This is a genomic window from Methylomonas sp. 2F7 (assembly GCF_057126975.1).
This window is the reverse complement of sequence record NZ_CP195203.1, coordinates 4,539,828-4,552,462: the sequence shown is the minus strand read 5'-3', so window position 1 is coordinate 4,552,462 and position 12,635 is coordinate 4,539,828. Positions and strand designations below refer to the sequence as shown.

The 12,635-nt window shown below is 54.3% G+C and carries 12 protein-coding genes; 7 read left to right on the top strand and 5 right to left on the bottom strand.

All coding sequences use genetic code 11. The features are described from left to right. Positions 1-439 precede the first annotated feature (439 nt). The 6 genes from ACR64Q_RS20480 (at position 440) to ACR64Q_RS20455 (ending at position 6,658) form a co-directional block, all read left to right on the top strand. On the top strand, positions 440-2,929 hold the full coding sequence (locus ACR64Q_RS20480; protein WP_313732937.1) for a hypothetical protein: 2,490 nt from the start codon (positions 440-442) through the stop codon (positions 2,927-2,929). 6 nt (positions 2,930-2,935) lie between these two features. Beyond that, positions 2,936-3,271: a J domain-containing protein gene (locus ACR64Q_RS20475; RefSeq protein ID WP_313732936.1), complete on the top strand. Its 336-nt coding sequence runs from the start codon at positions 2,936-2,938 to the stop codon at positions 3,269-3,271. Further along, positions 3,268-3,918 carry a nucleotide exchange factor GrpE gene (locus tag ACR64Q_RS20470; RefSeq protein WP_313732935.1) on the top strand — a complete coding sequence of 217 codons (651 nt, stop codon included), beginning with the start codon at positions 3,268-3,270 and terminating at the stop codon, positions 3,916-3,918. The genes ACR64Q_RS20475 and ACR64Q_RS20470 overlap by 4 nt, the downstream gene beginning before the upstream one ends. Positions 3,919-3,935: 17 nt before the next feature. Further along, positions 3,936-5,690, top strand: a complete 1,755-nt coding sequence (locus ACR64Q_RS20465) for an Hsp70 family protein (RefSeq protein WP_313732934.1) — start codon at positions 3,936-3,938, stop codon at positions 5,688-5,690. Beyond that, on the top strand, positions 5,690-6,094 hold the full coding sequence (locus tag ACR64Q_RS20460; protein ID WP_313732933.1) for a hypothetical protein: 405 nt from the start codon (positions 5,690-5,692) through the stop codon (positions 6,092-6,094). Before ACR64Q_RS20465 ends, ACR64Q_RS20460 begins: the two co-directional genes overlap by 1 nt. Before the next feature lie 93 nt (positions 6,095-6,187). Further along, entirely contained in the window at positions 6,188-6,658 is a 471-nt protein-coding gene (locus ACR64Q_RS20455; RefSeq protein ID WP_313732932.1) for a hypothetical protein, read from the top strand. Between the two features lie 24 nt (positions 6,659-6,682). On the opposite strand, the gene ACR64Q_RS20450 is transcribed toward ACR64Q_RS20455, so the two are convergent. After that, on the bottom strand, positions 6,683-7,432 hold the full coding sequence (locus tag ACR64Q_RS20450) for a zinc ribbon domain-containing protein (RefSeq protein ID WP_313732931.1): 750 nt from the start codon (positions 7,430-7,432) through the stop codon (positions 6,683-6,685). Positions 7,433-7,577: 145 nt separating this feature from the next. On the opposite strand from ACR64Q_RS20450, the gene ACR64Q_RS20445 reads away from it, so the two are divergent. Beyond that, the gene (locus tag ACR64Q_RS20445) at positions 7,578-8,099 is read left to right on the top strand and encodes a GNAT family N-acetyltransferase (protein ID WP_313732930.1); all 522 of its coding nucleotides are present in this window, start codon (positions 7,578-7,580) and stop codon (positions 8,097-8,099) included. 45 nt (positions 8,100-8,144) lie between these two features. Here the strand turns inward: ACR64Q_RS20445 and ACR64Q_RS20440 are convergent, their stop codons facing one another. From ACR64Q_RS20440 to ACR64Q_RS20425, 4 genes are all read right to left on the bottom strand, one after another. Then, complete coding sequence (locus tag ACR64Q_RS20440) at positions 8,145-9,065, bottom strand: response regulator (RefSeq protein ID WP_313732929.1); 921 nt, start codon at positions 9,063-9,065, stop codon at positions 8,145-8,147. A gap of 298 nt (positions 9,066-9,363) precedes the next feature. Next, positions 9,364-11,748, bottom strand: a complete 2,385-nt coding sequence (locus ACR64Q_RS20435; RefSeq protein ID WP_313732928.1) for a Lon protease family protein — start codon at positions 11,746-11,748, stop codon at positions 9,364-9,366. 8 nt (positions 11,749-11,756) lie between these two features. Then, a complete protein-coding gene (gene ribA, locus ACR64Q_RS20430) occupies positions 11,757-12,365 on the bottom strand; it encodes a GTP cyclohydrolase II (RefSeq protein WP_020484109.1) in 609 nt (202 codons plus the stop codon). Between the two features lie 27 nt (positions 12,366-12,392). Then, on the bottom strand, positions 12,393-12,632 hold the full coding sequence (locus ACR64Q_RS20425; RefSeq protein WP_020484110.1) for a DUF7230 family protein: 240 nt from the start codon (positions 12,630-12,632) through the stop codon (positions 12,393-12,395). Positions 12,633-12,635: the final 3 nt, after the last annotated feature.

Sequence of the window (12,635 nt, the reverse complement as noted above, 5' to 3'; positions counted from 1 at the left end):
AGGACCTTTACCACCGTCTTGATTTTTGATGTCTACTTCTCTTAATAAGGAAAGCCATTTCTGTATTGGCTTTAGATGTTCTAGGGATCTTTGTTTTATCATTTAAATTCACTCAATAGTTTTAGATGTCAGTCGTTGATCGATATATTGATTTTAACTGAAAAACAGCTGATTATTAATGACTGCTTTCGGACATACTGACTGGCCGGTTAGGGTCGATTTTGTTGGTTCGGTTCTGAAAGAAGTCAGTTCGGCACATAGCCGGTTCACAAGGTCTTCCCCTTAACATCCAATAGCTCGTGAACATCTATGGTTCACGAGTAGCCAATCAAGAAAATTCGGATCGAATGGAATTCTGGGTAAGAAAGCTTAAGAGGTGGTATATCCCGGTGCTGTTTTATAATGCCTTTTTGAAGTATCGGCTAATCCCGAAACAGCCATGAAAAAAATCATCCAGAAAATTTCCGCCGCGATCTCGGAGTCGACCTTACCGGAAAAAGCCAGGGCGCACTATGCCGCCGGACGTTATAAGGAGGCGGGCGATCTGTTCAAGGAATTGTTGAAACAATCGGGCGACGCCGAAACCCAACGTTGCTTGGCTGATTGCTATTTGCAAAGAGCCTGGGCGATGGCCGGCAAGGGCATGTTCAAGGAAGCCTGCGTACTTTGGGAAAATTACGCCGCCCATGCTGACGCGCCGTTGCAAGCACAAGACGTTTACGTGTTGTGGCTGTTGGCCGGTAAAAACGAGCGCAAGGCGCATACGGTGCTGGATGGCCTCGACTCGCGGCAGCTGGACGAAGAGTTTCCGGCGCTGCCGGTTTATCTGGGGGTGCTGTTGGTATCCGGGGCCTCCGACCTGTTGCCGCATTTACCCCAGGATTCCGCACTGCTCAAACATTGGGAATGGGTAGTCGCGGCGCTCGCGGCGTATCGTAACGGCGAGCGTGAGCGGTGTGAACAGGCTCTGAAACAACTGCCGTTCCGGTCGGCGTTTCGCGATTTGCGCACCTTGCTGAAAGCGCAGTTGTCGGATGGCGCGGACAGCGAGCAAGCGCTGAACCTGGTAGCCAAAATCCCCGACGAATCGCCCTATCAACCGCTGGCTAAGGCCTGCTTGGCGTATCGGCAATCCGGCGCGGACTTTGTCGCCAGCGTGTCCGGGCTTGAGCACAATCAACGCCGCATCGTTGCTCAGGCCAAAGGTCTCAGCGTCCGCCAAGCTCAGTTGCTGGAAGCACTGGTCAAACTAAACGGTCAGATCGACGCCAAGGCGCGCTTCAATCTGGCGCTGCAATATCGCGATGTGTTCGGCAGCGATGCCGCGCAAGCCTATTGCCTGGGAGCGTTGGCCGAGTATCCGAGCGGCGAAAAAGACTACTTCAAACACTTCGCCAGCAAGGACTCGTTCGAGGAAAACCGCGTGCAGGCCTTATTGCACGAGCAAGCCGAAAACAGCTACGACGCCGGTTTTTTTTGGCAGCGCTGCATCGATATACTGAAACAAGACCGGCCGGCCAACGACCGAAAAATTGCGTTGATCCTCAGGCATATGGCCGACAAGGCCCATTCCGCCGAAGCGGCGGCTATGTTGGCCGACAGCCTGGAATACGACCCGGACGACCGGCAAAGTTACCTGAAGCTGCTAACGATTTATCAGGAACAGCGGCCAAACATGGCTCAGTACGCATACTGGTTGGAGCGCGGTCTGCAACGTTTCCCCAACGATAGCGATTTACTGGTGCGGGCGGCCAAATCCGCCGCCGCCAGAAAAGCCTTTAAAAAAGCCGCAGCTTATGCCAAAGCTTTGTTGAAGATCGATCCGGTCAATACCTTGGCCAAACACTTGTTGTTCGCCAATCACATGGCTCACGCCCGCCGCTTGGTAAAAACCGAAAAGTTTCATTTGGTGGAAAAGGAAATTCAAGCGGCCGAACAATTGACTATCGATAAAAGTCTGCGCCGCCAGGCCGAACTGTTGCGCGGTTTTTACCTGTGGCAGGCCGAGGACAAAGCCCAGGGCTTGCAACGCATCGTCGATACTTTGGCTACTTTGCATGACGATCCGGTCAACATGCATTTTCAGGCGCAGATCGAAGCCGGTCTATTGGAGCTGCCGACGCAGGGGATTAGCCGAGCGCTGCCGGCGTTTAAGGACTATCTGCTGTCAGCCCCGCAATTGCAGCGGCTGATCGCGTCGCTCGATTATTACGATGAGCAATTGGACGATAGAAGCTTGTTGTTCAAAGCCTTGGATAAAGTCAAAGCGCCGCTGAAAAAGTCGGTGGAATGGCTGCTGGACCATGACACGCTGTTGCTCGGCTGGTGCCAAGCTTTGGAAGCCATCGGTCATTACGAGCTATTGAAACACTGCGCCAAAGCGGCTCAGGCCCGCCGGCACAGGCCAGCCTGGATGTATTACCGGACGCTGGCCGAATGCCAAGGCGATGCCAGCCATTTGGACTTCATGAGCTTATACCGCTTGAAAATTGCGCTGGAAGACGCGCGGGCGGATAACGACAATAAGACCGCCGGGTTGATCGCGCGCCTGCTTGAGCGGGCCAGCGGCGCTCCCGAGCCGCTCGAAGATGAAGCTGAGGACTTCGACCAGCCGCCCATCAGCGACGATCCGATAGAGGATTTGTTCGGCCCCATTCCGGATGCCATGTTCAAGCGCATCGAAAAGAAAATCGAGGAAATCATACGCAAGCGCGGCCCCGATTTTTTCACCGCCCAAATTATGCGTGAATATGGCGAACAGCTCGGCCAGCAACGGCTGGCGATCTTGTTTATGAACCAGGATTTCCTTTGGTCGGTGGCTATACTCGCCGGCGCGGAGGAACTTAAGATCGAGATCGGCGTCGGTTTCGACGACATCCTCGCGCGTTTCGAGCATAACTCCCCGCAATATTCATTGCCTTTCAATTGAGTACCGATGATTTCACCGTACCGTATTCTGGGTGTGTCCGAACAGGCCGCCGACGCCGACATCAAACAAGCCTATTTGCAGCGGGTCAAGGACAATCCGCCCGACCGCGATCCCGGGCGCTTTCGGCAGATTCAAGATGCCTACGCTGCGATCAAGGACGAAGACTGCCGCCTGCGCCACGCACTATTTCATGTTCCCAGCGTCCAATTCGATGCGCTGCTAGAGCAAGCCTTTAGCCGAGACGATGCCATTGGGCCGATGGCCACGGACGACTTCTTAAAACTGTTGAGCACGCTGTCCATCGAAAAAACGCTCGCCAAATTCACTAAAACGCCAACATGACCCCAGAAACCCCGCAAGACGAATTGCTGGCAGCCTTGCAGCACTATCTACAGGAAACCGATTTTGCCCATTTGACCTCGGTCGACCAACCGGATTTGACCGCGTTATTCAGCGATCTGGCCGGCCTGAAAACCGAAGTCAAGGCCGAGTCGCGGCAATTCAAGGCCACGCTGGACAGCTTGAGCGATGCCGTCGAAACCTTGAAAGCCGACAACCAAGCTCTGGCTGGCGAACTGGCGAAAGCCAACGAACGCTTGCAACAACAACGCCGAGACGTCGAGCGGGCTATGCTGCTGGAATGGCTGGATATTTATGACCGGCTCGATGCCGGCTATCGGGCCTTACAGCAGTATCGGCCGGTCGATGGTTTGTTCCGGCATTCCAAACAGCAGGACGTGCGCTTCGTCGCCAGCATTGGCGAAGGCCAGGAAATCACCTTGAAGCGCCTGGAACAAATGCTGCAACGCCGGCGGGTGTTTGCCATCGATTGTGTCGGCAAGCCGTTCGTTGCGCAAACGATGACGACCATCGCCGTCGGCAACGATCCTACGCAGGAAAACGCCGTCGTTCTCGAAGAACTGCGCAAGGGCTTTTTAATCGAAGATCAGGTACTGCGCTTGGCGGAAGTCAAGGTCAATAAACTTTAAGTATTCAGGGAACGCATATGAACGACATCATCATCGGCATCGATCTGGGGACCACCAATTCAGAAGTAGCTATCGTCGAAAACGGCAAAGTCACTGTGATCGCCGACAACGGTCACAAGATTTTGCCGTCTTTCGTCGGACTCGACGATAACGGCGAGATTCTGGTCGGCACCAGCGCACGCAACCAATATCTGATTTACCCGGAGCGCACGGTCAAGTCGATTAAACGCTTGATGGGGCAGGATGCCAGGGTGACGATGGCCGGTCAGTCGTACACGCCGCAGGAAATTTCCGCGATCATTCTGAAACGCTTGAAAGGCATTGCCGAACAGTACGTCGGTCGGTCGATCTCCAAGGCGGTTATTACCGTACCGGCCTATTTTTCCGACGCCCAGCGCCAGGCCACCCGCGAAGCCGGGGAAATCGCCGGGTTGGAAGTGGTGCGCATGATCAACGAGCCGACTGCGGCGGCCCTGGTTTACGGTGCCGGCCGGCTCGACGCCAAACGCATGCTGGTGTACGACCTGGGCGGTGGCACCTTCGACGTGTCGGTGGTCAACGTGCAGAGCGGTGTCGTCGAGGTCGTCGAGGTGCTGGCCAGCCATGGCGACAATCACCTGGGCGGCGACGATTTCGACCAGTTGATCGTCGATCGCATCCTGGCGCATATTCGCGAGCAATTCGGTATCGAAGTCGAGCCGCACGGCAAAGCAATGGCGCGTATCGTGCGGGCGGCGGAACAGGCGAAACTAGTTTTGTCCGACGAGCCGTTTGCGACGATAGAGGAAGAATATTTACTGGAACGCCAAGGCACGCCGCTGCATTTGACGATGGAGTTGGCGCGCTCGGACTACGAAGACCTGATCGCGGACCATATCAACGCCACCATGGACGCGATCCACATTGCGCTGAAGGGTGCCAAGCTCACCGCATCGGACATCGACGAAATCATTCTGGTCGGCGGATCGACGCGCACGCCGTGTATCCGCGAGCGCCTGTTCGACGAATTCGGTTTCGAACCGCACGGCGAAGTCGATCCCGATCTTTGCGTGGCGATGGGCGCAGCGATGCAGGCGGCGATGATCAACGGCGAGGACATCGGCACGGTATTGGTCGACGTAACGCCGTATACCTTCGGCACCTGCGCGGTCGGTTATCTGGACGGCTTGCCGTATCCGTATCAGTTCGTGCCGATCATTCATAAAAACAGCGTGTTGCCGGTACGCAAGGCGGAAGCTTTCGAGACCTATCACGACAATCAACGCGAAGTGAATGTGCGGATTTTTCAAGGCGAGGACCCGGATGCGCTGAACAACGTCGAAATCGGCGAATTTTTGGTCGAAGGTTTGTTGGACGTGCCGGCCGGCAATATCATCACCTTGACGCTGGACTTGGATTTGAACGGCATCTTGCATGTCTCGGCGCGGGAAAAAGCGTCCGGCAAGGAAAAAGCCATCACCATTAACAATGCCATTTCCCGCTTCGATAGCGGTGAGCTTAGTAATGCCAAACAACGTATCGACGGCTTGTTCGGTGAAACCAGCGGTGGCGAGGCGGGTTCGGTTCTGGTTCCGGAAAGCCTGGCTGTGGCCGCCGCGCGCAATGCGATCAAGAAAGCCGAAGCGCTGTTCGAAACCGTTTCCGCCGAAGACAAGGAAGACATGGTCGATTTGATCGAAACCATCTCGACTTGTCTGGAAAACGGCGACGAGGCCGGGCTAAGCGTGCCGGTCGAGCGCTTGAACGACATCATCTACTACCTGGAATCGTAATGCAGTGCTGCCCGGCCTGCAACGCCCGGCTCGGGGCGGCCACGCTCTGCCCACGTTGCGGTGCCGAGCTGAAGCAAATCGTTCGGAGCGAACGAGTAGCTCAGCAGTGGCTGAGCGTGTCCTTACAAAGCGCGGAGGCCGGCCGATTGGATTTGGCGGTGCCGGCCGTGTTGCGCTCTTTGAGTTTCAAGCAAACCCCAGCCGCCAAGCTGCTTAGAGGCTTTTTGGTTCAGCGCCTATATCGGACGCTTTATGATACTGTAGCGCAGCAACGCTGGCCGGAAGCGCGCGATATTCTAGGCCATTTACAAATGTTGGAAGGTCAGAACGAAACCTTACGCCGGTTTGACGAGATGATAGGCCAGCTGTCGGTTAAATCGGCGGCAAATTCCAGTGGTGATTAGCGGCGTGTGTTGCGGCCGGGCCAAGCCGCCTAAATCTGGCGGGCGGGTCCGGCTACGCTAACGTGTCTTGCGTTTAACTTTCGGTAGATGAACATGAAAAAACTCCTGCTTACCCTGCTGGCTATCCTGCTGATCATTGAGGAATGGTTGTGGGATTTTCTGTCGGCCTGCGGTCATTATCTGGCCTTGCTGCTCAGGCTGGAAAGCGCCGAACGCTGGTTGGCGCAAACCTCGCCGGCTATGGCTTTGTTGGCATTTACGATTCCGGTATTGATTGTTACGCCTATTAACCTGGCGGCCTTGTCTTTGCTATTGCACGGCTTGTTGTTGCAGGGCATTTTGCTGGAAGTGTTCGCCAAGTTGCTCGGCACTTTGCTGGTGGCGCGGGTGTTTAAATTGACCAAGCCGCAGTTGTTGACCTTTGCCATTATCGCTTTTGTTTATCACACCGTGATGGGCTGGTTGCAATGGGCGCATGCCAAGATAGTCGATACCGAGATTTACCGTTGGTCGCGGCAGATAAAAGCGCAGGTGAAGGCGAAAGTTAAAGCGTGGTTGGGTTAAATTCTCGGGAGATATGAATCGCTCCTAGTCCGGATTGGCCCCGGTCAACGCTTGCCGTTGTTTGAACAGCACGTAGCCGCAGACTATCAGCGCAGCGATCATCAATATCGCCCCCAGCAGCTGGGATAGTTTTGCCAGAGTATGATCCTGCGCCAACAGGCCGGATTCTGTCAGCAAATATTCCCAATCGTGAAAACCGTAAGGCGCGGAATGGCCGAAATTGCCACCTAGCAAGGGTAGTTGTCCGGCACGAGCGTCGTTGATATACGGCGCAATATCCAGAAAGTTCTCGCCTACCCACCATATACACAAGCTGGCGCCGAACGGATCTCGGGTTTTTAGCAATAAGGTCAGCATGCAAATCGTCGGCATCAGGAGTTGTCCCAGCGTGCCGCCCAGCGAGGTGACAAATTGCCCGAACGGCCGGAAAATCACATGGCCGGCTTCGTGAAACGGCAGGTTGACCAGATGCAGAAACGATTCGCCGACCGCATTGCTAGCCAAGCCCGGCGTAATCAGCAACCAGCTCCACAGCAAAAATCCTGGTAATAATAGGCAGCGGCCCATAAAAATGGCTTCGCTATCGCGATAGGCGTCGTCGCCCAATACTGTGTCTCTAGGGGCATCAATCGTAATGACAACTTGCGGGCGTTCCGCTGCTGGGGTGTGTTTATCGCTGTGGTATTTATAATATTTTGCAAAGACGATGCGGCAGTGCGGGCAGGTACCTTCGGCGGGCGGCACGTCCCGATTACACTTTGGGCATGGTTTCATTGACGGGCTCCTGGCTTGGTGGGTGAAGATGGATGCAGGTTTTGCCACTAAACCTTAGCAGCAAGGCCGGGATTTTTTCTGCTCCGGCAAGATTTATTTGCACGTAAGGTGTTTTGCCGAATGAGCGAGTTTTTTGAGGTTAATCATGTTGGAACTGACATTTTCCAGAGCCGAGCCGGTAGATGCGGAGCAACTGGCGGCGCTGATCAATTCGGCGTATCGCGGCGAATCCAGCCGGCAGGGCTGGACCACCGAAGCCGATTTGCTGGACGGCCGGCGTACCGATGCTACGGATATTCTGGACTTAATCAGCCGTGACGAATCGATGATTCTGCTGTGTCGGCGGCAGGCTGATTTACTGGGTTCAGTGCATTTACAAAAAATTGATCAGCAGGTGCAAATCGGCATGTTGGCGGTTGCGCCGGCTATGCAAGGTCTGGGAATTGGCAAGCGTTTGTTGGCGGAGGCGGAAGCGGAGGCCAAGCAAGCCTGGTTGGTTAAGAATTTGGTGATGGCGGTGATCCCTTGTCGGACCGAGCTAATGGCGTTTTACGAACGGCGCGGCTACCAGCGCACCGGGATTATTAAGGCGTTTCCGGTAAATCCGGCATTGTGGCAACCCAAAGTGGCCGGTTTGTCTTTGGAATTATTGGAGAAGCATCTCTAAGCGGTTGCGCCCGGCTTGATGCCTTTGATGGTAAATTTAGCGCGATCAATTGCTCGGGCTGTTCACCGTGGCTACGACTTGATTGCCGTTTCCAAGATAATCAAGTGAGTCGAAACTCAACATCCGGGATAAAGCAATGCCCCGGCCGTGCAGGTCGGTTGCGCGCTCCGGCGAGAAGGTCAGGAAATTCGAAGGATCGAAGCCCTGGCCCTGATCTTTAATCGTAAAGGTGGTGCGGGTTGCTTCTCTGACAATTTTAACCACCACGAATTTATCTTCATATTCAGGCTGATTGAGCCGGCGTTCGATTTCTTCACGCCAACGACCCTGGCTAACCAATTCGGTTTTTTCTTGATAGCTGATGCCGAGATTACCGTGTTCGACAGAATTTAGCAGCAACTCGGAAAGTCCGGTGGCGACTTTTTCCGGGTTGCATGACAAGTCGGCAAGCAGCGTGGTCAAACCTTTGATTTCATTTAAGGTCCGGAAGCCAAATTCCGCTTTGCGCAGCAAGCTTAGCGCTACACGCTTATTGGTAATCCGGGTTTTCAGCGCTTTGTGGCGACGGCTGTCATCGATAGCTGAGGCCACAAAAGCCAGTAGAACTTTTTCGTCGTAAGGTTTGGTCAAATAATGATAAACCCCGGCATTGATGCCTTCCACAATGGCGTCCCGTGACGAAATTCCGGTCTGAAAAATCACCGGCAGCTCGGCAAACCGCGGATCGCCTTTGATTTTGGCCAACAATTCCATGCCATCCATCTGCGGCATATCCCGATCAGTCACGACGATATCGAAGGGTTGTTCGCTGCCGTTGAGTAATTGCCAGGCATCTAAACCGTTGCTGGCGGATTGAACCAGGTAACCGTCTGACTCCAAGAATTTGCGGAGTATTTCCCGCATAAGTTTCATGTCATCGACGATCAATACCCTGGCTTTAAAGTCATGGTCAGAAAATTTCAACACCAATTCTCCTGTAAAGGCAGCGGTTAAAGTAAGTTGATGCGAAAATTAAATCTAGTGGCTTAAATGATGCTATCTGCGTTCGGGCAAATAAACAACTGTATCGATTTTGCGGAATATCGTTGAGTGATTGGTTTGGAGGGGCTTAGTAATCAATAATTGTTTTGCAATTGTTTGGTCGCGGCATTCGACTGAAGCCGCTTGCAAATCAGTTGCGTTTTTATGCTCCCTACATGGAAGCGCTACCGCATGATTTTACTTGTCAATCGGGCCGTTGCGCCGACCAACTGCCGTGGCTGGTTTAGCCCGTCTCGGTTTCCTTATCTTCGTCAGTGGACATATCGGAAATTTCCTTTAAACGGGCAACGGCCTTGAAGTTGACGCTGCCTTCCGGGTACTGGCCTTCCGCATTGATGGTGCCGGCTTCTTGTCCGGTCAGCAGGCTCAACGCTTCATCGACGCTGGATACGGTGTAAATTGCAAATAGGCCCTGCTCGACCGCGTCTACTACTTGCTGTTTCAGCATCAAATTGCGTTTGTTGGATGCCGGGATGATCACGGCTTGTTTACCGGTCAAACCGCGCGCCGCGCATAGCTCGAAAAAGCCTTCGATTTTTTCGTTGACGCCGCCGATGGCTTGCACTTCGCCGTATTGATTGATCGAGCCGGTCATCGCGAAGCCTTGTTGAATCGGCGTACGCGTCAGTGCGGAAATCAGGCAGCACAGCTCGGCCAGCGAGGCGCTGTCGCCGTCGATGTGGCCGTAAGACTGTTCCATCGCAATGCTGGCGGAGATGGCCAACGGAAATTGCTGAGCGTAACAGTGCCCAAGGTAACCGCTCAAAATCATCACGCCCTTGGAATGGATGGGTTGGCCCAGTTCCACTTCGCGTTCGATGTCGACAATGCCTCTGGAGCCGGGATGAACGGTGGCGGTGATCCGCGCTGGCGCGCCGAAGCTGCTGCCGCCAATGTCCATCACTGTTAAGCCGTTGACCTTGCCGATGGCTTCGCCGTCGGTGTCGATCAGAATGGTGCCTTCCAGCATTTCTTCCAGGATCGCTTCGGCGATGCGGCCGTTGCGTTGCTCACGCGCGGCTAGAGCCAGTTCGATTTCGGTTTTATCGATGCTGGCTGCATCGGTTTGTCCGGCCAGTAAATTGGCTTCGGCGATGATTTCCAGGCAGCTGTTCACGTGCGCGGAAAGACGTTGTTGGTTTTCCGCCAGCCGGCAGCTGTATTCGATTAGGCGCAGCAAGGCGCCATCGGTCAAGGTTTTGGCGCCGGAGTCAGCGGCGTGGCGTTTCAGCAATTGCACGAATTGAGCAACGTTGTCCGGGCTGCGCTTGATGTGGTCGTCAAAGTCGGCCAGCACCCGAAACATTTCGTTGAACTCGCTATCCAGCTCTTCCAGCAGATAGTAAATGTCGCGCGAGCCGACCAGTATGACTTTGACGTTGAGCGGGATCACGCCGGGTTTCAGGGTGATGGTATTAATGCCCAGCTCGGAATAAGGTGATTCGATTTCGACACGCCCAGCTTGCAGGGCCCGCTTCAGGCCTTCCCAAACGAAGGGATAAGTCAGTACTTTTTCGGCATCCAGGATCAGGTAGCCGCCGTTAGCGCGGTGCAAGGAGCCGGGGCAAATGCGCCGGTAACTGGTCACCAAGGTGCCTTGGTCACTGATGTACTCAATGCGGCCGAACAGGTTTTGATAGATCGGATGCGGTTCGTAAATCACTGGCGCGCCGTTGCCGTCGTGTTTGCAATCTACGAGGATATTGGGCAGATATTGCTCGATTAGCGCTAGGCGCTTGGCGATGATCTCCCGGCTATCCTGGCTGCGGCTGGGCATCAGCAACTCGCCGATGGTGTTGCTTAGGCTTTTTTCGATCTCCGCCAGATAAGTAATCACGTCGTCGACGTTTTGGTATTTGGTGTTCAGCTCGGCCAGCAGCGGCTCCAAGGCTTGCTTGATGGTGTCGTTGTCCAGCTGGCGTGTTTCTTCCACCAGCGTGCGCCGCCACTGCGGCAGTTCCAGCAATACGTCGCCGAGAAATTCTTCCAGTTCTTCAGTGTGTTGATGAAAGGCATCGCGTTCGGCTTGCGGCAGCAAGGTGAATTGGTCTTCGTCCAGCGCCTTGTCGTTGCGGATCGGCAGAAAAGTGATGGTATCGCTGTCGCGGTACAGCGCCACGCTCGTCTCGCGGGCTTTGGCGTCCACCAGATCGATGGCGGCGTTGTAACGCTGGTTAAAGCGGCGTTCTATGGCCGTCTTTTTTTGTTGGTAACTAGGACTTTCGAAGGCGGCCGGAAAGGTGGCCAGCACGTCGTCGATCAGCTTTTCGATGTCCTTGGCAAAACTGTGCCCTTCGCCGGACGGCAATTCGATAGCCACCGGCTCGCGCTGATTCTCGAAGTTATCGACGTAAGCATAAGACAGCGGCGATTCTTGCTGTTCGGCATAGGTGCTTAAATAATGGCTGACCATGGACAAGCGGCCGGTGCCGGGATCGCCCATCACGAAGATGTTGTAGCCCGGCGCCTTCATCGCAATGCCAAAGGCCAGAGCCGATTGGGCGCGCGTTTGGCCGAGGATGGCGTTGGGTTGTTCGTTTGGCGCTGCGCTGGGCAAGTCAATCGCCAGCTTCAAGGCCGAGACCGGCAATTTCAATTGTTCAAGCATGTTGCTGGTTATTTGCTGTTAGGCATCGACAGCATGTGGCTCATGCGTTCGGCTTTGGTTTTCAGATATTCAAGATTGTCTTGATGAATGCGGGTTTCGATAGCGATACGGTTGTTAACCTTAATTCCCAGCTTGGTCAGTTCGTCGATTTTCAATGGATTGTTGGTGATCAGTTCGATAGAGCGGACTTGCAGGCTATTCAAAATCAGTGCGGCAATGTCGTATTGGCGTTCGTCGGCCAGGTGGCCAAGCTTGATGTTGGCATCGACGGTATCCAGGCCTTGGTCTTGCAGATTGTAAGCCTGGAGTTTTTTCAGCAAGCCGATGCCGCGTCCCTCCTGGCGCAGATAAATCAAGACCCCGCAGCCGGCGGTGTTGATCAAATCCAGGGCCATATCCAGCTGTTCGCCGCAATCGCAGCGCCGTGAGCCCAGCACATCGCCGGTAAAACACTCTGAATGGATGCGTACCGGCACGTCTTCCTTGCCGGCTACTTCGCCTTTGACGAAGGCTACATGTTCTTTTTTATCGAGGCTGTTGCTGTAGTAGTGCAGAATGAATTCGCCGTGTTTGGTGGGAATCCGGGTTTGAACTTTATCTTCTATGCTTGCTTTCACTGCTGTGGAAATCCTCAATCTGCGGCATTAAGCGGCAAGTGCCCGCGACTGTTTGTTGACAGAAGCGATGGCGACTGGCCTGGAGCCTTTCGTAATTGCTGAGTAGGCAACGATTACGAAAGGCTCCAGGCCTGCATGTTTGGCTTTGCGACGATACCGGGTTTTGTCGGCGAAAATCTGCGCTTTGTTGAACTGATGGGCGAATTTCGCCACCGGGTTTTTGCAGGGCTTGGCTTGCAAGTCCTTGCTGGGGTTTTGTTTTCTCATGCT